The 23,610-nt window shown below is 34.9% G+C and carries 22 protein-coding genes, 1 tRNA gene and 1 pseudogene; 21 read left to right on the top strand and 3 right to left on the bottom strand.

Annotated elements, in window-relative coordinates:
• From EZM65_RS09105 to EZM65_RS09010, 20 genes and pseudogenes are all read left to right on the top strand, one after another.
• Positions 1–756 carry an ABC transporter ATP-binding protein gene (locus EZM65_RS09105; RefSeq protein ID WP_136668244.1) on the top strand — a complete coding sequence of 252 codons (756 nt, stop codon included), beginning with the start codon at positions 1–3 and terminating at the stop codon, positions 754–756.
• Entirely contained in the window at positions 746–2,032 is a 1,287-nt protein-coding gene (locus tag EZM65_RS09100; protein WP_248574849.1) for an ABC transporter permease, read from the top strand. Before EZM65_RS09105 ends, EZM65_RS09100 begins: the two co-directional genes overlap by 11 nt.
• The gene (locus tag EZM65_RS09095; RefSeq protein WP_136668243.1) at positions 2,007–2,456 is read left to right on the top strand and encodes a thioesterase family protein; all 450 of its coding nucleotides are present in this window, start codon (positions 2,007–2,009) and stop codon (positions 2,454–2,456) included. The genes EZM65_RS09100 and EZM65_RS09095 overlap by 26 nt, the downstream gene beginning before the upstream one ends.
• Entirely contained in the window at positions 2,453–3,592 is a 1,140-nt protein-coding gene (locus EZM65_RS09090) for a beta-ketoacyl synthase (RefSeq protein ID WP_136668242.1), read from the top strand. The genes EZM65_RS09095 and EZM65_RS09090 overlap by 4 nt, the downstream gene beginning before the upstream one ends.
• Before the next feature lie 2 nt (positions 3,593–3,594).
• Positions 3,595–4,224, top strand: a complete 630-nt coding sequence (locus tag EZM65_RS09085; RefSeq protein ID WP_169051683.1) for a 3-oxoacyl-ACP synthase — start codon at positions 3,595–3,597, stop codon at positions 4,222–4,224.
• Positions 4,212–4,469 (top strand): phosphopantetheine-binding protein, encoded by a 258-nt coding sequence (locus EZM65_RS09080; RefSeq protein WP_136668240.1) that lies wholly within the window; start codon positions 4,212–4,214, stop codon positions 4,467–4,469. Before EZM65_RS09085 ends, EZM65_RS09080 begins: the two co-directional genes overlap by 13 nt.
• A gap of 68 nt (positions 4,470–4,537) precedes the next feature.
• Positions 4,538–5,728 carry a beta-ketoacyl synthase gene (locus EZM65_RS09075; protein ID WP_136668239.1) on the top strand — a complete coding sequence of 397 codons (1,191 nt, stop codon included), beginning with the start codon at positions 4,538–4,540 and terminating at the stop codon, positions 5,726–5,728.
• Positions 5,728–6,789, top strand: coding sequence for a beta-ketoacyl synthase N-terminal-like domain-containing protein (locus tag EZM65_RS09070; RefSeq protein WP_136668238.1), 1,062 nt, complete (start codon positions 5,728–5,730; stop codon positions 6,787–6,789). Before EZM65_RS09075 ends, EZM65_RS09070 begins: the two co-directional genes overlap by 1 nt.
• Entirely contained in the window at positions 6,783–7,547 is a 765-nt protein-coding gene (locus EZM65_RS09065; RefSeq protein ID WP_136668237.1) for a polysaccharide deacetylase family protein, read from the top strand. The genes EZM65_RS09070 and EZM65_RS09065 overlap by 7 nt, the downstream gene beginning before the upstream one ends.
• On the top strand, positions 7,537–8,163 hold the full coding sequence (locus tag EZM65_RS09060; RefSeq protein WP_136668236.1) for an outer membrane lipoprotein carrier protein LolA: 627 nt from the start codon (positions 7,537–7,539) through the stop codon (positions 8,161–8,163). The genes EZM65_RS09065 and EZM65_RS09060 overlap by 11 nt, the downstream gene beginning before the upstream one ends.
• The gene (locus EZM65_RS09055) at positions 8,141–8,758 is read left to right on the top strand and encodes a hypothetical protein (protein WP_248574848.1); all 618 of its coding nucleotides are present in this window, start codon (positions 8,141–8,143) and stop codon (positions 8,756–8,758) included. Before EZM65_RS09060 ends, EZM65_RS09055 begins: the two co-directional genes overlap by 23 nt.
• Before the next feature lie 12 nt (positions 8,759–8,770).
• Entirely contained in the window at positions 8,771–9,373 is a 603-nt protein-coding gene (locus EZM65_RS09050; RefSeq protein ID WP_136668234.1) for a porin family protein, read from the top strand.
• A 22-nt stretch (positions 9,374–9,395) separates the two neighbouring features.
• Positions 9,396–9,767: a 3-hydroxyacyl-ACP dehydratase gene (locus EZM65_RS09045; protein WP_136668233.1), complete on the top strand. Its 372-nt coding sequence runs from the start codon at positions 9,396–9,398 to the stop codon at positions 9,765–9,767.
• Positions 9,768–9,769: 2 nt separating this feature from the next.
• Entirely contained in the window at positions 9,770–10,252 is a 483-nt protein-coding gene (locus tag EZM65_RS09040; RefSeq protein ID WP_136668232.1) for a hypothetical protein, read from the top strand.
• Positions 10,253–10,258: 6 nt separating this feature from the next.
• Positions 10,259–11,441, top strand: a pseudogene (locus EZM65_RS09035) (DUF2062 domain-containing protein).
• Complete coding sequence (locus tag EZM65_RS09030) at positions 11,442–15,116, top strand: 1-acyl-sn-glycerol-3-phosphate acyltransferase (RefSeq protein WP_136668231.1); 3,675 nt, start codon at positions 11,442–11,444, stop codon at positions 15,114–15,116. It begins immediately after the preceding pseudogene.
• A gap of 2 nt (positions 15,117–15,118) precedes the next feature.
• Positions 15,119–16,642 carry an NAD(P)/FAD-dependent oxidoreductase gene (locus EZM65_RS09025; RefSeq protein ID WP_136668230.1) on the top strand — a complete coding sequence of 508 codons (1,524 nt, stop codon included), beginning with the start codon at positions 15,119–15,121 and terminating at the stop codon, positions 16,640–16,642.
• Positions 16,642–18,306 (top strand): C45 family peptidase, encoded by a 1,665-nt coding sequence (locus EZM65_RS09020; protein ID WP_136668229.1) that lies wholly within the window; start codon positions 16,642–16,644, stop codon positions 18,304–18,306. Before EZM65_RS09025 ends, EZM65_RS09020 begins: the two co-directional genes overlap by 1 nt.
• Positions 18,303–19,592, top strand: coding sequence for a phenylacetate--CoA ligase family protein (locus EZM65_RS09015; RefSeq protein ID WP_136668228.1), 1,290 nt, complete (start codon positions 18,303–18,305; stop codon positions 19,590–19,592). The genes EZM65_RS09020 and EZM65_RS09015 overlap by 4 nt, the downstream gene beginning before the upstream one ends.
• A gap of 5 nt (positions 19,593–19,597) precedes the next feature.
• Positions 19,598–20,413 carry an SDR family NAD(P)-dependent oxidoreductase gene (locus EZM65_RS09010; protein WP_136668227.1) on the top strand — a complete coding sequence of 272 codons (816 nt, stop codon included), beginning with the start codon at positions 19,598–19,600 and terminating at the stop codon, positions 20,411–20,413.
• Between the two features lie 89 nt (positions 20,414–20,502).
• On the opposite strand, the gene EZM65_RS09005 is transcribed toward EZM65_RS09010, so the two are convergent.
• Positions 20,503–20,577 (bottom strand) — tRNA-Pro (locus EZM65_RS09005).
• A gap of 162 nt (positions 20,578–20,739) precedes the next feature.
• On the opposite strand from EZM65_RS09005, the gene trxB reads away from it, so the two are divergent.
• Entirely contained in the window at positions 20,740–21,690 is a 951-nt protein-coding gene (trxB, locus tag EZM65_RS09000; RefSeq protein WP_136668226.1) for a thioredoxin-disulfide reductase, read from the top strand.
• 30 nt (positions 21,691–21,720) lie between these two features.
• On the opposite strand, the gene EZM65_RS08995 is transcribed toward trxB, so the two are convergent.
• A complete protein-coding gene (locus tag EZM65_RS08995; protein ID WP_136668225.1) occupies positions 21,721–22,299 on the bottom strand; it encodes a GDYXXLXY domain-containing protein in 579 nt (192 codons plus the stop codon).
• Entirely contained in the window at positions 22,286–23,569 is a 1,284-nt protein-coding gene (locus EZM65_RS08990; RefSeq protein ID WP_136668224.1) for a DUF2157 domain-containing protein, read from the bottom strand. The genes EZM65_RS08995 and EZM65_RS08990 overlap by 14 nt, the downstream gene beginning before the upstream one ends.
• Between the last annotated feature and the right edge of the window lie 41 nt (positions 23,570–23,610).

The following is a 23,610-nucleotide window of genomic DNA, read 5'->3' as shown; positions in this document are numbered from 1 at the left end:
ATGAGTGAGTCAATTATCCATATTGAAGCACTTTATAAAAAATATAAAGAGGCTGAAGATTTTTCTGTAAACAATCTTAGTCTGGTTGTGGCGGAAAAAGAAATTTTTGGCTTGCTGGGACCTAACGGAGCCGGTAAAACCACTTTGATTTCAATGCTCTGTGGTTTGGTGAAGCCTACTTCAGGCAAATTTACCATTAATGGGTTGTCTTACGATAAAAATGCTACTGAAATAAAAAAAATAATTGGTGTCGTTCCTCAGGAATATGCTTTATATCCCACATTGACGGCACGCGAAAATTTAATCTATTTCGGGAGCATGTACGGGCTTAAAGGTAAAGAACTCAGGACTAAAGTAGATACTGCTTTGGAGCATTTAGGCTTGCTTAAATTTGCCAATAAAAAAGTGGATACTTTCTCAGGCGGCATGAAGCGCAGAGTAAACCTGATAGCCGGAATTCTTCATGAACCCAAAGTTTTGTTTCTGGACGAACCTACCGTAGGTGTGGATGTGCAGTCAAAGCATGTAATTATTGAATACCTGAAAGAACTCAATGAAAATGGGACTACCATTATCTATACGTCACATCATTTGACTGAGGCACAGGATTTTTGTTCGCATATTGCCATCATTGACAGAGGAAATATTTATGCTCAGGGAACTCCCGAAGGACTTATTGCAGGCACACCTAATTCGCATAATCTTGAAGATGTTTTTATTTCATTAACCGGAAAAGAATTAAGAGATGATGCATAAATTTTGGATGTCAGTTTATAAAGAAATTTTACTGCTGAAGCGTGATTTTGGCGGTTTGGTTATTCTTTTTATAATGCCATTGGTTTTAATTATTACAATCACATTAATTCAGGACAGTACATTCAAAACAGTTTCGGAGTCAAAAATTCCTGTTTTGTTTGTAGATAATGATAAAGGCGAAATTGCCGGATCGGTTGTTAAAAATCTTAAAGAAAGCGGTTCGTTTGAAATCGTTTCGCAGATTGATAAAAAAACGATAACTGAAGAATTAGCTCAGGAGCTGGTTTTTAAAGGAAAGTACCAAATGGCAATTGTCATTCCTGATGACCTGAGCAAAGATTTACAAACAAAGGTGAACCAAAATGTAGAAAAAATTCTGAGTAATTTTGGAATGGAAGATTCTACGAAAGTTGCTGTTGCTGCTAAAGAACTGAAACCAAAACAGGTAAATCTTTATTTTGACCCTGCAACGCAACTGGCTTTTAAAAATGGTGTAAAAAGTGCTATTGATAAGTTGATTTCTCAAATTGAAACCAAGTCAATTTATGCAACTTTTCAGGATCAGCTTGGAGAAACAGGCGAGCCTTTGTTTGAACAAAAGAATTTCATTTCGTTTAAGGAAATTGTTCCTACGAAGAATGATAAGGAAATAATACCTAATTCGGTACAGCATAACGTTCCGGCTTGGACACTTTTTGCTATTTTCTTCATTGTGGTGCCTCTTTCAATCAATATTGTTAAAGAAAAAAGTCAGGGAACTTTAGTGCGTTTAATTACTAATCCAGTTCCTTACGCTATAGTTATTTTAGGAAAAACCGCAACCTACCTGATTATTTGTATGATTCAGTTTTGGCTTATGGTGGTAGTTGGTGTTTACCTTTTTCCTTATTTGGATTTACCGGTTTTAGACATAAACGGCAAGCTGTTGCTGATGAGTATTGTTGCTCTTTTTTCAGGATTGGCCGCAGTGGGATTTGGAATTTTACTGGGTACAATTGCGAAAACACAGGAGCAATCGGCGCCATTCGGAGCAACATCTGTAGTGATTTTAGCAGCAATTGGCGGGGTTTGGGTACCAGTATTTGCCATGCCTAAAATAATGCAGTTGTTTTCTCATATTTCACCTATGAATTGGGGACTGAATGCTTTTTATGATGTGTTGCTGCGTAATGGAGGGGTTTTGGATATTCTTCCTGAAATAACATTGTTACTATTGTTTTTTGTGTTGACGACTTTAATAGCCATTATTTATGATAAAAAGAAAAGAGCAGTATAAAGAAGTGCCGGAATTAACCATTTCTCACGATATCAGAGTAAGGTTTAATGAAACAGATCCTTTAGGAATTGTTTGGCATGGCTATTACATTACTTATTTTGAAGATGGAAGAGAGGCTTTTGGCCGTGAGCATGGAATTTCATATCTGGATGTACAGCGTAATGGTTACACGACACCAATTGTAAAATCGGAATGTGAACACAAATTGTCTTTGCGTTATGGTGATGTGGCTAGAATCGAAACTACTATTGTAGATACACCGGCAGCTAAGATGATTTTTAGATATAAAATTTTTGACACAGCTGATAATGTTGTATGTAAAGGCGAAACAATACAGGTTTTTGTTGATGCCAAAGGCGATTTGTCATTAAATATGCCAACTTTTTTTGAAGAATGGAAACGTAAAGTTGGTTTGCTTAAATGAGTGCAGGAAAAATATATATAACCAAGTCGAATTGTATAACGCCCTTAGGTTTTGATGTTGTATCAAACTGGGATGCCGTGCAAAAAGGTATTTCAGGAATCAGACAGCAACAAAAAACAGGTCTGCTGGATAATTTTTATGCTTCGGTTATTGATATTGAGGAACTGAATACCGCATTTCATTCTATTGAGAAATCGGAAGGTTTTTCAAGACTGGAAAAAATGCTTATTCTGGCGTTGCAGCCATTAATGCAATCGGATAAAATAAGTGATAGAACTGCTTTTGTTTTTTCTACCACTAAAGGAAATATTGATTTGCTGGAAAATGAAACGGCTCAAATCGAATCTGTGCAATTATCCGTTCTGGCAAAAAAAATCAGTGATTATTTTGGATTTAAAACACAGCCTGTTGTAGTTTCAAATGCCTGTGTTTCGGGTGTACTGGCAATAGCCGTGGCAAAGCGGTTAATCCAAAGCGGTATGTATGATAATGCTTATGTAGTGGCTGGTGATGTGGTTTCGGAGTTTGTGCTTTCCGGTTTCAATTCGTTTCAGGCAATGAGTGCCTCACCGTGCAGGCCTTATGATGCCGGAAGAAATGGAGTTACACTGGGGGAAGCGGCCGCTGCTGTTTATATCACTTCTTCAGAAGAAGAGGTCAATAATCACAGTTTTCAGATTTTAGGTGACGGAGCCGTGAATGATGCGAATCATATCTCAGGACCTTCCAGAACCGGAGAAGGATTGTTCAGAAGTATTGCAAGTGCTATTAAAGAAGCACAAATCGAATCTGATTCGATAAACTATATCTCGGCACACGGTACGGCAACTATGTACAATGATGAAATGGAAGCTATAGCTTTTAACCGTTTAGGGCTGCAAAACGTACCGGTAAACAGTTTAAAAGGATATTACGGACATACGCTGGGTGCTTCGGGACTGCTGGAAACAGTCTTGGCTATGCAAAGTGCCGTTCACAACCGGTTAATTGTGTCTAAAGGGTACGAAGAATGCGGTGTGACACAGCCTGTGAATGTAATCACTCAAAAAAATGAAGTCACTATTGACCGTTTTTTGAAAACAGCTTCCGGTTTTGGAGGTTGTAATACAGCTGTTTTATTTGAAAAAGTGAAATAATTTTGGATTCAAACTATAAAATATCAAATTATTGTGTCATTCAGGACAATGCCGTTTATGTAAACGGTGAGGAACTGTTCAGTTTGGCTGATTCAAATTTTGCTGCATTTTCAAAAGCGGCTTACAAGCATTTTGAAATGGAGTATTCTAAATTTTTCAAGATGGATGCTTTGAGCAAGCTGGCTTTTCTGTCCTCTGAAATAATTTTGAAAAAGGTTGCAAAAATGGATGAAGAAAATGATATTGCGCTCGTTTTTGCAAATCGTTCCTCAAGTTTGGATACAGATGTAAAGTACCAGGATTCAATTACAGATAAAGAGAATTATTTTCCCAGCCCGGCTGTATTTGTTTATACTTTGCCAAATATCTGCATCGGAGAAATAAGTATAAAGCACAACTTAAAATCGGAAAATATTTTTTTTGTGTCTGATGAATTTCCGGGCAGATTGATGGAAAATTACTCCCGTCAGCTTTTGGAATCACAAAAAGCAGAGAAAGTCCTGTGTGGATGGGTTGAATTATATCAGGAAAACTACAAAGCAGTTGTTTATCTTGTCGAAAAAGGAGAAACGGACACTCACAGTTTAGAAAAAATAAATAAATTATATACAGATAGATTATGGACGCTTTAAAACACGAATTAAAATCAAAAATCATCGAAGTTTTAAACTTGGAAGATATTGCAGTAGAGGATATTAATGATAATGATGCTCTTTTTGGAGATGGTTTAGGATTGGATTCTATTGATGCATTGGAATTGATTGTACTTTTAGATAAAGAATACGGAATCAAATTGACTGATCCTAAAGAAGGAAAAACAATTTTCCAGTCTGTTGAAACAATGGCAGCATACATTTCTGCAAACAGAACAAAATAAATTAGAAATCGGACATCAGGAATACTAATTTCTGATGTGGTTTCTAAACTCTAAAATCTAATTTTAAAATGAAAGTTGCTATAACAGGAATGGGAATCATCTCTTCAATAGGAAAAACTGTTGAAGAAAACTTTAATGCATTAACTTCAGGACAAAAAGGTATTTCTGCAATTGAAAATTTCCATACCGTTCACAAAGATGTTATTAAAGTAGGTGAAATTAAATTAACCAATTCACAGTTAGAGCAGCTTCTTGACCTGACACCCGATAATAATTATTCCAGAACGGCCATGCTGGGGGCATATGCTGCAAAAAAAGCAGTTGAAAATGCAGGGATTTCAAACCTGAATGACTATCGATCAGGTTTGATTTCGGCAACCAGCGTTGGGGGCATGGATATGACTGAAAAGTTCTATTACGAATATTTTGAGGATGAAGCCTGTAGAAAGTATATCAGCAGTCACGATGCCGGTGATTCTTCTCATAAAATAGCAGAATATATAGGTCTGGAAGGTTTTGTTTCCACAGTAAGTACAGCGTGTTCATCAGCAGCAAATGCTATCATGATGGGTGCGCGTATGATTCAGCAGGGGAAACTGGACCGCGTAATTGTAGGAGGTACAGATGCTTTGGCAAAATTCACCATCAACGGATTTAAAACCCTGATGATTTTATCGGATACTTACAATACACCTTTCGATAATAACCGGAAAGGATTGAATTTAGGTGAGGCGGCTGCTTTTTTAGTGCTTGAATCTGACGAAATTGTTCAGAAAAACAATAAAAAAGTACTGGCTTATGTTTCCGGATTTGGAAATGCAAATGACGCTTTCCATCAAACCGCTTCTTCAGAGAACGGTGACGGAGCTTATTTAGCTATGCAGAAAGCATTAAAGACAGCTGATTTACAGCCTTCGGATATTGATTATATCAATGCTCATGGAACTGCTACGCCTAATAATGATTTGTCTGAAGGACGTGCTTTAATCAGAATTTTCGGAGAAAATTCTCCTGAATTCAGCTCTACAAAGGCTTTTACCGGCCACACGCTGGCAGCTGCAGCAGCTATTGAGGCGGTTTACAGCATACTGGCGTTAGAGCATAATGTGGTATTTCCTAATTTGAATTTTGTTACTCCTATGGAAGAGTTCAGTTTAATACCGCAAACGACTTTAAAAAATAAAGAAATAAACCACGTATTGTCCAATTCTTTTGGATTTGGAGGGAATTGTTCAACTGTAATTTTTTCTAAAAAATAATGAAAGGCTGTTATATCAACGGAATGGGAATCGTTTCGGCTCAAAATACTTTTGAAGCTGAATTTTTAGAAAACACAGCAGTCAATACTACTGACGCAGTAATTTATGCACAGCAGCCTTCATATAAAGAGCTGATTCCGCCGGCAATGATCCGCCGGATGGCAAAAGGTGTTAAGATGGGTATTTATGCTTCTACAAAAGCATTGAATGAGGCAGGAATAAAAAATCCTGACGCCATAATTACCGGAACAGGGATGGGGTGTGTGGAAGACTCGGAAAAATTTCTAAAAGCAATTTTGGATAATAACGAAGAGTTCCTGACGCCAACTTCTTTTATCCAGTCTACGCACAATACGGTTGCAGGTCAGATTGCTTTGGGACTGCAGTGCAAGAGTTATAATTTTACATATGTAAACGGTGCCGTTTCTTTGGAAACAGCTTTAATTGATGCTAAAATGCAGTTGGATGCCGGTGAGGCGCAGTCAGTTTTAGTAGGTGGGATTGATGAAACTGCTGAACATACAATCTCTCTTTTTAAATTAATTAATATAATTAAAAAAGAAGAAGATCTTCCTGGTGAAATTGTTAACCCTGTTTCTAAAGGAGTTGTGTTTAGTGAAGGTGCTGCTTTTTTTGCCTTGGAAAATGAGAATAAAGCTTCTTCTTATGCAAAAGTGCTGGATGTTGAAATAAAAAACATTATAAAATCTGATGAAGTTGAGGAATTTATACAAAATTTCCTGACGTTAAATAATATTACAGCAGAACAAATTGATGCTATAGTTTTAGGAAATAACGGTGACTCAGAATTTGATCATTTTTATGATGGAGCCAAAAAACTTTTAAAAAATGCACCGCAGGTTTACTACAAACATTTAAGCGGTGAGTATAACACAGCAAGCGGATTTGGATTGTGGATGACTTCATCAATTATAAAACATCAGACTATACCGCCGGTTGTTAAAATGAATGATATTGAAAAATCAGAATATCAGTATGTTTTGATGTACAATCAATATCAGGGAAAAGACCATAGTTTAATCTTGCTTCAAAAATGCTAAAGCATAAAAATAGTATTGTTTTATGTTTGATTTTATTTTTCGCTCTCATTGTTTTTAATGCAGGGTGGGGATATTTCGTACTGTTGTTTCTTTTCTTTTTAGGAATGACTTCATGGGGTTCTTTTGATATCCGATTGGAATATTTTGTAAAAACTTTCAATTCCAATCCTTTAGAAAAAAATAAAAGAATTGCGCTTACTTTTGATGACGGACCTCATGAAATGACCATTGAGGTTTTGGATTTATTGAAAAAATATAATGCAAAGGCAACTTTTTTCTGTATTGGCACACAAATAGAAAAATATCCCGAAATTTTGAAACGCATCCTTGCTGAAGGGCATCTCGTGGGAAATCATACCTACACACATTCTAAATCGATTGGTTTTTTTTCAACTGAAAAAGTCATTGAGGAAATCAAAAAAACTAACACAATTTTAGCACAGTTTACCAATCAGGATAACCTGCTTTTCAGACCTCCTTTTGGGGTAACAAATCCAAATATTGCAAAAGCCGTTTCGGTTTTAAATCAAAAGGTTATAGGGTGGAATGTCCGTTCACTGGATACGGTAATTCAGGAAGAGGATAAAATTTTAAACAGAATTATAAAAGGTACAGCTCCGGGAGCAATCGTATTAATGCACGACACTTCTATTAAAACAGTACACGTTTTGGAACAGTTATTGCTATTTTTGCATTCTGAAAGTTATGAAATGGTTACAGTTGACCAATTATTGAATATTGCTGCCTATGAAAACTAAATTTTTAATAGTTATATTTTCCTTTTTATCAATTGTTTTATTTGCTCAGGAGCAAAAAATGTCCCCTGCAGAAATTACAAATTTTAAAAATGATGTAGAAAAAGAAACAAAAAATATTAAATCTCTTAAAACCGATTTTATCCAGTACAAGCATATGGATTTTCTGTCAAAAGATATAGAAACATCCGGTAAAATGGCTTTTAAAGCACCTGGTATGCTTAACTGGCAATATACAAAACCTTACCAGTACAGTATTATTTTTAAGAATAATAAGATTTATATAAACGATCAGGGAAACAAAAGTACAGTTGATGCTAAAAGCAAAATGTTTGAAAAAATAAACAAACTGATTGTTGGGAGTGTCAGCGGTAATATGTTTGACGATAAAGAGTTTACCATTTCTTATTTTAAAATAAAGGATTTTTATATTGCCAGATTGAATCCAAAAACGGCAACAGTAAAAAAATACATTAAGCAGGTAGAATTGTTTTTTCCTGTAAATGATGCTACAGTAGCACAGGTAAAATTAATTGAGCCTTCGGGAGATTATACACGGATTGTGTTTAAAAACAAAGTAATTAATGCAAAACTTGATGACTCGGTTTTTACTAATTAGTTTATTGTCGGTTACTTTGTTTTCGTGCAGCTCCTATAAGATTGATGCAGCGAAAAAAGAAAATTCAATTACTGAATTTAAAAATCCTTATTTTGAAAATCCACAGACTGATTATGTTTATAAAGCCCATATAGAAGTATATGGTAATAAACTGGGAGGCATTTTTATTACCAAAAGAATTAGTGATTCGGTACACCGTGTGGTATTCACCACAGAATTCGGGAATAAATTAATGGATTTTGAATTGTCTGAAAATGATTTTAAAGTCAACTATATAATCGATGACTTAAACCGGAAAATTATTTTGAATACTCTGGAAAAGGATTTTAGAATATTGCTTAAAATCAACCACAAATCAGAAGAAATATTTGAAAACAATAATTTTTTGATTTATAAAACTAAAAATGGTAAGAATTTTGATTATTTCTTTTTTAACAAAGCAGAAAATAAATTATCACGTTTAGTACATGCTTCAAAAAGCAGCGAAAAGGTTGTTTTCGATTTTGTATCAAAAAACACTACTTTTGCCGAGGGTATTATAATTAGTCATAAAAATATCAAACTTAAAATAGAACTAAATCAAATAATTAATTAACCCATTTATCAAATGAAAAAATCGATTATTATAGCATTTTTATGCTTTTTTGGATCCACACAAATAAACGCACAGGTATCTTTTAAACCGGGATTGAGAGTAGGAGCGAACTTTGCTCATTTAACACAGACAGATGATCCAAATGAAAAATTTGGTACCAGAACTGATTTTTATATCGGAGGATTCGGAACTTTAAACTTATCAAAGGTATATGCTTTACAGCCGGAAATCAATTATTCAAGACAAGGTGCGGAATACCAGTACATAGACCAGAATAACGTAAGACACTCGTATGATATTAAGTTGGCATACCTGTCACTTGGTTTAGCTAATAAATTCAAATTTGATAAATTCAATTTTCAGGTAGGTCCTACATTTGATATTAGAGTAAATGACAATAAAAAAGTATTGGGAGATACTTACAATGATTCATACAACTATTACGATGATGATCTGACAGGAATAGATTTGGCTTTCTTTTTGGGAGCCGGATATAATTTTACTGAAAACTTTGGTATTGAAGCGAGAATCAAAAAAGGAATTGTTCCTTTTGATGATGATTTTGATTCTACAAACGTAGTTTTTCAAACAGGTATCACTTATACTTTTAAATAAAATATATTATACAGACATACATATGTTACTTAAGGATTTTTACACGGTAGAAAAATTAGAAAATGTTGCTGATGGAAAATATAATGCAACAGTTATGCTTAACAGGCAGCACGATATTTTTAAAGGGCATTTTCCTGGGAATCCTGTGACTCCGGGTGTGTGTATGATGCAGATTATAAAAGAACTTTCTCAGGAAATCCTGGGAAGTTCTTTATTTATGACAAATTCCTCTAACGTTAAGTTTATGGCGCTTATCAATCCGGATATAAACCCTAAGCTTAATCTGGAACTGGAAATATCAGGTGATTTATCTTCTGAAATTAAAGTAAAAAACACTACAAGTTTTGATGAGACTGTAGCTTTAAAATTGACAAACACTTACAAAAAAGCATAATTTTGAAGTTTTTATTTTCAATAGTATTTTCCCTTTGGATGTTTTTTATGCAGGACTTGTCTTCTGTAAGGGAGGAGTATTATGCCGCTTCTAAAACCAAACAAAGCGCTCTTGAATTTTACAATCTAATGGCTGATTATTCAAAAGACAATAAAACGCTTTTAGCATATAAAGGCGCAGCCATTGCATTGAAATCCAAATTTACATTCGAAAAAATCAAGAAGAAAAAACTGTTTATTGAAGCAGTTACGCTTATTGAAAATTCGGTTAAAGCGGATCCTAATAATGCCGAAATACGATTGGTTAGACTGAGTATTCAGGAAAATACGCCCAAATTCCTCAAATACAAAGCCAATATAGAAGAGGACAAAAAAATAATCCTCACTTCTTACGATAAGCAATCAAAGGAATTGAAAGAATATATAAAAATCTATATCGGACAATCCACAGTTTTTACAGATTCAGAAAAACAAAAAATCAAGTAACACAATATGAATGACGTTCAAAAAGTTTCGGAAAGAATCAATGAGCTAAACGTTTGTGTTATTGTCCCTACTTATAATAACCACAAAACGCTTCGAAGAGTTATTGACGGGGTTTTAGAACAAACTCACAATCTGATTGTGGTTAATGACGGTTCGACCGATGTAACTTCTGAAATTTTAAATTCTTATAACGAGTCTTTTACCTTAATTAATATTGATAAAAATCAAGGTAAAGGAAATGCACTTCGTGAAGGTTTTAAAAAAGCAAAGGAACTGAATTATGATTATGCAATAACCATTGATTCTGACGGACAGCATTTTCCTGATGATATTCCTGTATTTCTTGATGCTTTGGAGAAAGAAGGAAAAGATGTTTTGCTTATCGGCAGCCGTAATATGAATCAGGATGGTGTGCCAAAGAAGAGCAGTTTTGGAAATAAATTTTCAAATTTCTGGTTCTGGTTTGAAACCGGTATTACTTTGCAGGACACACAGTCTGGTTTTAGATTGTATCCTTTGAACAGTATTCCGGAGAAGTTTTTTACCAAAAAATTTGAATTTGAGATAGAAGTTATTGTCCGCACTGCGTGGAATGATGTGATGGTGAAAAATGTACCCGTTAAAATTCTATATGATCCAAACGAAAGGGTTACACATTTCAGACCATTTAAAGATTTTACAAGAATAAGTATTTTAAATACTTTTTTGGTGCTGATTTTATTTATTTACATCAAACCAAGAAATTTCTTCAGAAGTTTAAAAAAAAAAAAACTTTAAGGATTTTTTCAAAGAAGACATTTTAGCCAGTTCTGATTCCAATCTAAAAAAAGCATTATCCATTGCGCTTGGGGTTTTTTGCGGTATTGCACCTTTCTGGGGATTTCAAACCGCCGTTGTAATTTCTGTTTCAGTTTTGCTGCGTTGGAACAAAGCCCTTGCGTTTGCTTTTTCAAATATCAGTATTCCTCCTATGATTCCGTTTGTTATTTATGGATCACTTAAAACCGGAGGTTTGTTCGTTGCGGATAAAGCTAAATTTTCTTTTAATCACCCCATTGAATTCAGCCACATCAAAACCAATATTGTTCAATACCTTATAGGCAGTTTTGTTTTGGCAACTGTTATGGCTTTTATTTTCGGAGTTGGAAGTTATTTATTACTTTCGCTGACCAGAAAATCAGAACAGTAAATGCACCATTATTTTATAAAAATCCATCAGTTTGTACAAAAAAATAAAGTACTGGCAATAACTATTGCTTTAAGTATTTTGTTGGTGTTTGGTTTTTTAGCTTCAAAGATTAAATTTGAAGAAGACATTACACGAATTATTCCTAAAAATGAAAAAGCCGATGTCACTGCAAAAGTATTGCAGCAACTCAGGTTTTCTGATAAAATCACTGTAATTGTTGAAAAAGATAAAAACGCAACTGTTGATGATTTAACTGAAACAGCAGATGTTTTTTTGGATAGTGTCCAATCGTGCAGCGAATACATTAAAAACATACAGGGTAAAGTTGATGAAGAAAATATTCAGGAAACATTTCAGTTTGTTTTTAATAATCTTCCTCTGTTTCTGGAAGACAGGGATTATCACCAAATTGAGAAAAAATTATCAAGCGACAGTATTGCAATTCAGGTTGATAAAAACTACAGAACTTTAATTTCTCCGACAGGAATAATTGCTAAAGATTTTATTATTAATGACCCTTTAGGAATTTCATTTATTTCTTTAAAGAAACTGCAGCAACTGAGTATTGGTGACGATTTCCAGTTAAAAAATGGTTATGTGGTCACAAAAGATGAATCCAAACTCCTGTTGTTCATTAATCCCAAACTGGGCGGAAGTGAAACGGAAAAAAACTCACTTTTTGCTGAAAACCTATACAATATCAAAAAACAGCTGAACAAAGAATTCAAAGGAAAAGCTTCAGTTGATTATTTTGGTTCTTCATTGATTGCTGTGGCTAATGCCAAACAGATAAAATCAGATATTGTTACGACCATTTTGGCTTCACTTGGAGCTTTAATGCTTATTTTGATTCTTTTTTACCGCAAAATATTTATACCGGTTATTATATTCATTCCAACGCTTTTTGGAATTGCAGTGGCTATTGCGGGACTGGTTTTTTTAAAAGGAACTATTTCAGCCATTTCATTAAGTGTCGGCGCAGTGCTGTTAGGAGTGACTATCGATTATTCGCTTCACATTATGACGCATTACCGTCATAACAGTAATGTTGAAGCTTTGTATAAAGATATTACGATGCCTCTTCTTATGAGCAGTTCCACTACAGCTGTTGCGTTTTTATGTCTGCTGTTTGTGAATTCTGAAGCACTAAAGGATCTTGGGATTTTTGCGGCAATCAGTGTAATGGTATCGGCAGTTTTTTCATTATTGATTATTCCGCATTTATACAAACCGAAAGAAGGTGTAACCATAGAACGTCAGACGGTTCTGGATAAAGTTGCCGGTTTTTCATTCGAAAAAAATAAATTTCTGATTATTTCAAGCGTAATTGTTATTGCGGTTAGCCTGTTCACTTTTGGGAATGTAAAATTCAATAACAATTTGGCCGATTTGAACTTCATTCCTTCTGAAATTAAAAACGCTGAAAATAAACTGGAGAGTTCCTCAAATCTGACTTCTAAATCAATTTATCTGGCAACCTATGGCAATTCTATTGATGAAGCTTTGAAAAACAATGCGGCATTGTTTCAAAATCTTTCAGAAGAAAAGTCAGAAAATAAAATTTTAAATTTCAGTTCTATAGGAGGTATCGTGCTTTCACAGGAGGCACAAAATCAAAAAATTGAAAAGTGGAATTCATTTTGGAGTGCCCAGCGAAAAGCGGAAGTTAAAAGCAGGCTTATTGCCAGTGGGGCGAAACTTGGTTTTAAACCGGAAGCCCATCAGAATTTTTATGACATGCTGGCTAAAGATTTTGCACCGATAACTTTTAAAGAGTACTCACAACTGAAAGCTTTGTTTTTAGAAGAATTTGTAACCGAGAAAAACGGATTTTACACAATTTCTTCGGTTGCCAAAGTTTCTCCGGATCAAAGAGACCGTTTTGTGTCCACAATGGATGTCCAAAAAGAAGTAATCACTATCGACCGTCAGCAAATGAACGAAACTTTTTTAGGAAAGCTTCGTGACGATTTTAACAGTTTGATTAATTACTCGTTTATTGCAGTAATTTTGATTCTGTTTATGTTTTTCAAACGGATAGAACTGGTAATTATCAGTACTATTCCTATCGCTGTAACCGGTGTGGTTACTGCCGGTATAATGAGCTGGTTTGATATTCAACTGAATATTTTCAGTTTAATTGTCTGTACACTGATTTTTGGTCACGGAGTCGATTTCAGTATTTTTATGACAAGCGCTCTGCAAAAAGAATATACAACCGGTAAAAACGAAACAAAAACCTATAGGATATCAATAATTCTGGCGGCATTAACGACTGTTTTAGCCATTGGAGCTTTAATTTTTGCAAAGCATCCTGCATTGAAATCGATATCGGCAGTGTCATTAATCGGAGTATTTGCCGCCTTGATTATTACGTTTGTATTTTACCCTGTTTTATTCAGGATATGTTTCTTTAGCCGGGTTAAAAAAGGAAATTCTCCAATAACTTTTTTTACATTTATACATTCGGTTATATCATTGATTTATTACGCATTAGGCGGAATTCTCCTGTCTACTTTTGGACGTTTTCTGGTTAAGGTATTACCTGGAAAACCGGAAAAAAAGATGCTGCTTTTCAGAAAAATGATGGCTAAGTTTGTAACATCGGTTTTATATTCTAATCCTTTGGTGAAAAAACAGGTAGTTAATAAGTTTAATGAAACCTTTGAAAAGCCGGCGGTTGTAATTGCAAATCATACATCAGTACTGGATACTTTGGCCTTAGGTATGGTAACGCATAAAATTGTGTATCTGGTAAATGATTGGGTTTATAAATCACCAATTTTCGGAAAAGCGGTAAAAGCCATGGGATATTATCCCGTTTCACAAGGCATAGAAGGAGGTGTGGACCATTTGAAAGAAAAAGTGGAGCAAGGCTATTCATTAATGATTTTTCCTGAAGGAACGCGCTCGGAAGACAATGTGGTGAAACGTTTTCACAAGGGAGCTTTTTTCCTGGCACAGGAATTTAATCTGGATATTCTGCCGATTTACATACACGGTAATTCAGAAACTGCTCCTAAAGGTGATTTTATGATTTACAACGAAAGTATTTCGGTTGTGGTAGGAGAGCGTATAAAAGCTGATGATGCTTCGTTTGGAATTGATTACACTGAAAGAACTAAAAAAATAAATAAATTCTATCGTCAGGAGTTTGCAAAAATCAGAACTGATTATGAGGACGAGAACTATTTCCGTCAAAAACTGTTCCTGAGCTTTTTGTATAAAGAAGAAGAAATTGTAACAGCAGTTAAGACCGATTTTAAAAAAAATAAAGCACTGTATTTTAACCTAAACAAACACATTGCTGAAGATGCCTGTATTTTGCATCATGCAGATGATTTCGGACAGATTGATTTCCTTTTAGCAATACAGCAGCCCAAACGAAAAATCCAGTCTTTGTTTGAAAATGAGGATAATAAAGCTATAGCATCTGCAAATTATCTTGTAAAAAAGAGAGATATAAAGTATATTGATAATCTGTCAGAAGTCAATCACAAGTTTGACACAGTGTTGATTTCTGATACGCATGAGCTGCATGAAGAAAAAATGCAATTGGCTTCAAAAGCAAACAAAATACTGCTGACAGCAAATTTTGAATTAAAGTCATATTTTGAAAGTTCAGGATTTGTTACTCAGGTTAATAATAAAGATCTTATAGTTTTAGTAAAGTAGTCTTGGAAAATAAATACGATATAGTAATCATAGGAAGCGGTCTGGGCGGATTAGTCTCGGCAGTTATATTGGCTAAAGAGGGTAAGAAAGTCTGTGTTTTGGAAAAAAATAACCAGTATGGCGGTAATCTGCAGACATTTGTCCGTGACAAGACAATTTTTGATACCGGTATTCATTACATTGGCGGATTGACAAAAGGACAAAATTTACACAGCTACTTTACTTATTTAGGTATCATGGATGAGCTTCGTTTAAAAAAAATGAACGAAGACGGTTATGATTTTATAACTTTTGATAACGATTCCAATGAATATCCTCATGCGCAAGGCTACGATAACTTTGTAAAACAACTGAAAGTCTTTTTTCCTGAAGAAGAGGAAACATTAAGAAAGTATTGTGAAAATCTGCAGTATACCTGTGATTCTTTCCCTTTGTATAATTTGAGAAACGGAAACGGTTATCAGGAAGAAATTCTGTCGATTAATGCTAAAAATTATTTTGACGAGCTGACAACAAATGAAAAACTGAAATCGGTTTTGACAGGATCCAACTTTTTATATGCGGGAATTGCTGATAAAACTCCTTTTTATGTCCATGCACTTTCTGTAAATTCATACATACAAAGCTCATGGAGATGTGTTAACGGTGGAAGTCAGATAACCAAACAGCTGATAAAGCAGATTAGGAAATATGGAGGCGAAGTTTTTAAGCATAGCGAAGTAATTGATTTTGGTTTTGAGGAAGGTAAACTGGTTTCGGCAAAAGTAAAAAACGGAAAAGAGTATTTTGGTGATGTTTTTATTTCAAATATTGAACCTAAAACAACACTTAAAATGATAGGGGAGGACAAACTCAGAAAGTCCTACTATAAGCGGATTCAGGAGCTGGATGTTCTGATTGCTCCGTTCAGTATTTATGTTGTTTTCAAACCGGAATCGTTCAAATATATCAATCATAATTACTATCACTTTAAAGATGCAGACCGTATTTGGGAAGCTGGAAACTATACCGAGCAGTCATGGCCGGAAAGTTATATGGTTTCTATGAATGTTGCATCTGAAAATCAGGAATGGGCAGAAAGCTTAACCGGAATTACTTATATGCGTTTTGATGAAATGAAACCATGGGAATCAAGCCATAATACAGTTGCAGAAACGGAGGACAGAGGAGAGGATTACGAAGCTTTTAAGCAAAGGAAGACAGAAGTCTTTTTGAACGAGCTGGAGAAAAAATTTCCCAATATCCGGGAACATATAAAATCGGTTCATGCCTCAACACCATTGTCCTATAGAGACTATATAGGCGGACATCATGGTAATTTATATGGTTATGTGAAAGATTCCAATAATCCAATGAAAACATTCATTTCACCTAAAACAAAAATTGAAAATCTGCTGTTAACAGGTCAAAGCATTAATATGCATGGTGTTTTAGGAGTAACTATCGGAGCTGTTGTAACTTGTTCGGAAATTTTAGGAAAAGATTATCTGATTAATAAAATCAACAGCGAATTGAAAAATAAGTAATGAAAAGAAGAATCCAAATACTGTTTTTCATTGGAATTGTTTTTTTGTTCTTTTCCTGTGGTATTTCAAAATCTATTCATCATAAGCCCCATTTGATTGGTTATGATAATAAAATGCCTGATGTTAAAAAGCATTCAGATAGTCTCTTTACTTCGGACAAAAATTTTCTGATTAAGAATAAGCAGAATATCTGGGAATTATACATTGAAGGTGATCCTTTGCAACGAGGGCTTTTACATGGCAGTCTGGCTAAAAATATGGTGGAAAAGCAGGAACGTGTTTTCTTTTCCAGGATTGAGGATTTAGTGCCTTCAAAATTCAGGCAAAAGCTTTTACGTCATTTTTTAAAATGGTACAACCGGAAATTATATTTAAACATTCCTGAAGAATATAAGACTGAGATATATGGTATTTCTCAATTTAGTTCTGATAGATTTAACAACATTGCGCCTAAATATTTAAGAAGCCTGTATTTACACGGTGCGCATGATATTGGTCATGCCATGCAGGATTTGGCACTGGTTGGCTGTTCTTCAATGGCCGTTTGGGGAAATAAGACAGATGACGGAGAATTACTGATAGGAAGAAATTTTGATTTTTATGCCGGAGATGAATTTGCTCAGGATAAGATGATTTCTTTTGTAAAACCGGATAAGGGTTATCCGTTTATGAGTGTTGGCTGGGCAGGTATGACCGGAGTGGTTTCCGGAATGAATAATGAAGGTCTGACAGTGACTATAAATGCAGGGAAATCTAAAATCCCTCTGGTAGCCAAAACGCCAATATCAATCGTTGCCAGAGAAATTCTGCAGTACGCTTCGACCATACAGGAAGCTGTTGAAATTGCTAAAAAAAGTCAGGTTTTTGTTTCTGAATCAATCATGATTGGAAGTGCAAAAGATAAAAAAGCGGTTTTAATAGAAGTATCTCCTAAAAATTTTGGAGTTTATGAAGTTCAAAATTCGAATCAGTTGGTTTGCTCCAATCATTTTCAAAGCAGTGCTTACCGTGAAGATAAAAGAAACCAGAAGCATATAAAAGAAAGCCATTCCATGTATCGTTTTGAGCGGATGAATGAATTACTGGTTGAAAATAATAAAATGAACCCGCAGAAAATGGTTCAGATTCTTAGAAACAGAGAAGGTTTAAATGATAAGGAAATTGGTTACGGGAACGAAAAAGCTTTAAATCAGTTGCTGGCACATCATAGTGTTGTTTTTAAGCCCGAAAGCAAATTGGTTTGGGTATCCACTAATCCGTATCAGTTAGGTCAATTTGTAGCTTACGATTTAAATGAAATTTTTAAGGATAAACCAAAGGATTTTGTAGTTTTAGAAAACGAATCACTTGCAATTCAGAAAGAAGATTTTGTAAATTCCAAAGCCTTTGCTGATTATGAAAAATTCAGAATTCAAGACAGAATTGTTGATGATGCTTTGAAAAATGATAAAAATTTAGATCCAAATTTTATCAAAGAATATCAGGAGCTGAATCCTCATTTTTGGGTTGTGTATACAAAAACCGGAAAGTATTATTTTGGTAAAAAATTATATAAGGAGGCTAAGGTGCAGTTTGAAAAAGCCCTGACTAAAGAAATAACGACAGTTCCGGATAAACTTCAAATCGAAAAGTATCTGAGAAAAATTAAAAGAAAAATCCAATGATTCCATTAATTGAAAAGGCATCTGAGAAAGAAATAAACCAGCTTCAGGAAATGAAGCTGAAGGAATTACTGGCGTATTTAAAAGAGTTTTCGCCTTATTATCAATCTGTTTTTGAAAAAAATAAAATTGATATCAGTGATATAAAATCCATTGATGATTTGTCAAAAATTCCTGTAACTACTAAAACAGATCTGCAGGAAAACAACGACGATTTTTTTTGTGTTCCCAGACATAAAATAATTGATTATGCAACTACATCAGGAACTTTAGGGAATCCGGTAACTTTTGGACTAACCGACGGAGATTTGGATAGACTGGCATACAATGAAGCAATTTCATTTGCCTGTGCCGGAATACAGGAAGGCGATGTGGTTCAGTTGATGACTACAATGGATAGGAGATTTATGGCTGGTTTGGCCTATTTTTTAGGATTGAAAAAGCTAAAGGCAGGCATAATCAGGGTGGGCGCCGGAGTACCTGAATTACAATGGGATTCTATCCTGAAATACAAGCCCAAATACCTTGTTGCGGTGCCTTCGTTTTTATTGAAAATGATAGAATATGCAGAAAATCATAATATCGACTTCAATGCTTCGGGTGTCAAAGGTGTGGTTTGTATAGGTGAATCACTTAGAAATCAGGATTTTTCTCCTTCAATTTTAGCAAAAAAGATAACGGATAAGTGGAATGTCCAGCTTTTTTCTACTTATGCCTCAACTGAAATGAGTACCGCTTTTACTGAATGCAGCCAGTTTCACGGCGGGCATCATCATCCGGAACTTATTATAACAGAAGTACTGGATGAAAATGATAATCCGGTTGCTCCGGGCGAAAGCGGCGAATTAACAATAACTACCTTAGGAGTAGAGGCAATGCCACTTTTGCGTTTTAAAACCGGAGATATTGTAAAACTGCATACTGATCCATGTGCCTGCGGAAGGAATACATTGCGTGTTGGTCCTGTTATAGGCAGAAAGCAACACATGATAAAATACAAAGGAACTACTTTGTATCCGCCGGCTATGCATGATTTACTGAATTATTTTGAAGCTATTCAGGCACATGTAATAGAGATTTCGACAAATGATTTAGGAACTGACGAGATTTTAATTAAAATTGCGGCAAGAAATAACTCCGAAGCTTTTTTAAGCGAGATTAAAGATCATTTCAGGGCAAAACTAAGAGTGACACCTAAAATTGAATTTGTGCCTTTTGAGGTGTTGAACAAGGTGATTTTCACTCCAATGAGCCGAAAGCCCATTACATTTATTGACAAAAGAATTTAAAAGATATGAAAACGGTTATTATCACTGGTGCTTCAAGTGGAATAGGTGCAGCAACAGCAAAATATTTTTCAACAAATGGCTGGCACGTTATAGCAACGATGACATGTTTTGATCATGGTAAGGAAATTGTAGGGCTGCCTAATGTAAGCAGTTATATTATTGATGTGACATCAACTGAAAGTATTGAAAATGCCAAAAAGGAAATACTGGCAAACCATAAAACCATAGATGCGATTATTAATAATGCAGGAATTGGTTATAGAAGTTTTGTGGAGCTTTCTGAAGATGAAAAAATAAAGCATATTGTAGATGTTAACTGGTTTGGAGTTGTAAAAATGAGCCGTGCTTTTATTCCGGTATTCAGAGAACAGCGTTACGGTCAGTTTATCAATATATCCTCTATTGCCGGATTGGTTAATCTGCCTTTGGGAAGTTTTTACCATTCTACAAAGAAAGCGGTTGAAAGCTTCTCGGAATGTATGTCGTATGAATTGCTGGATTTTAATATCAGTGTGAGCACAGTTCAATTTGGAAACGCACCAACAGCTTTCCAGAGCCATGTTGTAAAATCAGAAATGTCGGGAATTGATTCATATGATCTGTTAATGGAGAAAATAAGCAGCATTCTTCATAAAAAAACAAAGAAGAATACTAATCTTACTTCCGAAATAACCAAAACACTTTTCAGTATTGCCAACAATCCCAAAAAGAATTTTACGCGCTATACAATTGGTTTTGATGCAAATGCAATGAAACTGCTTCGGTCTAATTTAGGGTATAAGCTGTTTAACCGAATTATAAGGAAATCGGTTTTCAGGTAGTAACAAAATAAAAAAACCTTTCTGTGTGAACAGAAAGGTTTTTTTGCTTTCATAAGACCGTTTCATTTTATATGATACAGACTTTTTTGTCGGGGTGGCAGGATTCGAACCTGCGACCTCCTGGTCCCAAACCAGGCGCGATGACCGGGCTACGCTACACCCCGAAAGCGGGTGCAAATATAAGAACTTTTTTTAGTTTTAAAAGAATTTTTTTATTTTTTTTTAAAAAGAATTGTTATTGTTTATAAAACTATTGATAAGTGTAATTGAAGTTTTCCGTCAGGCCGTATAAATTCCTTATTTTTGGGCTGAAAAAATTAAAATTTATGTCAGATACTATAGAAAAAGTAAAATGTTTGATAATAGGTTCTGGTCCTGCAGGGTATACTGCGGCAATTTATGCAGCCAGAGCTAATATGTTTCCGGTTTTATATCAAGGTACACAGCCTGGAGGACAATTGACTACAACTAATGAAGTGGAAAATTTTCCCGGTTATCCGGATGGTGTTACGGGACCGGAAATGATGGTGCAGCTGCAGGAACAGGCAAAACGTTTTGGAACTGATGTCCGTGACGGATGGGCTACTAAAGTTGATTTTTCCGGTGATATTCATAAAGTTTGGATTAATGATACAAAAGAAATTCATTGTGAAACTGTAATTATATCAACAGGAGCTTCAGCTAAGTATTTAGGTTTGCCTTCAGAACAGCATTATTTGAATATGGGCGGGGGAGTTTCTGCTTGTGCGGTTTGCGACGGATTCTTTTACCGTAATCAGGAAGTAGTTATTGTAGGTGCCGGTGACAGTGCATGTGAAGAAGCACATTATTTGGCTAAAATGTGTAAAAAAGTAACTATGTTGGTGCGCAGCGAACAATTCAGGGCTTCTAAGATTATGGAAGCACGTGTTCGTAAAACAGAAAATATTGAAATTTTAATGCATACTGAAACTGATGAGGTTTTAGGAGATGGTCAAGTGGTTACAGGTGTAAGAGTTGTTGATAGAGCTACTGGTGAGAAAAGAGAAATTCCTGCAACTGGTTTCTTTGTAGCCATTGGTCATAAACCAAATACTGATATTTTCAAAGAGTATATCACTCTTGATGAGACAGGTTATATTGTAAACACACCTGGAACTTCAAAAACAAATGTTCCCGGAGTATTTGTTGCTGGAGATGCTGCGGATCATGTATACCGTCAGGCAATTACTGCGGCGGGAACTGGATGTATGGCTGCGCTGGATGCTGAACGTTATTTAGCGGCTAAAGAACATTAATAAAGAGAATCAGAATTGAAAAAAGCAGTCTTAAAACTTAAGGCTGCTTTTTTTTATATAATCTTTTATGGGTATTGAATCAATAATTACATCCTTAATCACACCTTGGCCATCTTTTATGGCAATTTCTGCATAGATGTTTTTAGTTTGATCGCGGCTAATTGCATTGTACACTTTTTCAGCTATTGGCGCTTTGTATTCGTTCATGTAAAATCTGTTGAAAGGCAATTCTATCGAAACCTGAGTTTTACCGTTATATTCGTATTGAGAAGAAGCTTTGACTTTAAGGTAAGAATTCGGTTCAGGAGGAATACTGGTTGTAATTCTCTTGACTTTTACAAAGCCATCCTTGTCATTTTCTAAAACAGCATATACATCTTTTGAAACATCTATTTTTTTGTCTGAATATGCAGTGTTTATATCAAAACTTAAATCAATGTACTTGCCTCTGAAAGCATCGTATGGATCAAATGGGATGCATTTGAATTTGAATGTTTTTCCGTTTTCTAGGATATCGTTGTTGCTTCTTATCATTTGAAAAGGAATTGCCAGCTGGACCAGTATTAAAATTCCAAATGCTGCATACAACAGTTTTTTATTTTTTATCATGACTTCTTTTTTTTATTAAATAATAGTTCATGGCGAAAAAACCAATTCCAATAACAAGGAAGAGAAGCCCTCTTACAACAAAACTCATTTCGGTGTCAAAAAACCGGCAGATAATTAATAAAGTTATTGTTGATAATCCCATGTTTAGTTTGTAAATATTGTCTGAATCAGCTCCTTTTTTAATTTCATAAATTCCTGTCAACAGAATAAAGATATTGGCAAATGCTGCTAATGCATAAGTTTCTGTTTTATTGCGGAAGAAATACAGGAGTGCAAATAATATAAAACCAAAAGCAATTGGGTTAATGACTGAAAGGTTTTCTTTTTTAATTTGGTTAATAAGAAAAGAAACTGCGATTACAGCTAATGCTGAGTATATTATCGAGTCCAATCCGAAAATATTTTCGGTTTTGCCCTGAATCTCTTCCCAGAGATCTTTAAAACTGAAAATGAAAATCAGTAATAAGATTCCAATTTTCCCAATGAGCCAATAAGCATTTCTGAATTGGTTTAGTTGATTGAAGAAATTTATTTTTCCAATGAAATAAAAAATGCTTAACAAAGCTGAAAAGCCTATTATTGTAAACGTGTTGCTTTTATATGAAACCGAGGGAAGCATAATTAATAATGCTGCCACAAAAAACCAATGATGAAATCGTGTGAAGTTGGATTTAGGATTGTTTTTTAATAAATAGTAATAATGCGGAAGAATAAACAGCAGTAATCCCCAGTGGTACCATTCCTGAGCTTTGGGGTAACCATAATTGACCACACAGTAATACCATGTAATTCCTGCAATAGTCAGTAAAGAAACAAATGAGGAATTGATGATGTAAATTAAAGGCAGTGCCAGGATTATCCAGGTTAATAAAAAACCATCAAAATTATCGGGTAAATTATACACCTGAGCTGTCAGGGAAATCGTGGCTGCAATAGCAAAAAGTAAAAAAGCCGCACTCGATTCCCGCCAGGTTTGTGAATCAGATTTTTTAAGCAAAGTGTAAAAACATGCTGTTTGACCCAGTAATAATGGTATAAATGAAATTGTTGTTTTTGTAGCTACAGAAAAGCCATCCCAATTGTGTGCGAGAATTAATATTACTCCAAGCCCGCCCAGAAGAGCTCCTATTATTCCAAAAATCACAAATAACCTGTTAGGGCTTTCATTTGGTTTATTTTGGTAATAATTTTTAATGTTTTGGGCAATTTCCTCGGTAATAACATTTTTGGAAATCAATTCAGGGAGTTCCCGTAAAATTTGTTTAGACATAGCGGTATGTTAATGCAGTCTAAAAATAGTTATTTTTTTAA

It is taken from the genome of Flavobacterium sp. H122 (assembly GCF_004959765.1).
Taxonomy (GTDB): Bacteria; Bacteroidota; Bacteroidia; order Flavobacteriales; family Flavobacteriaceae; genus Flavobacterium.
The sequence above is the reverse complement of the archived record's forward strand: the minus strand, read 5'-3'. Positions and strand labels throughout refer to the sequence as shown.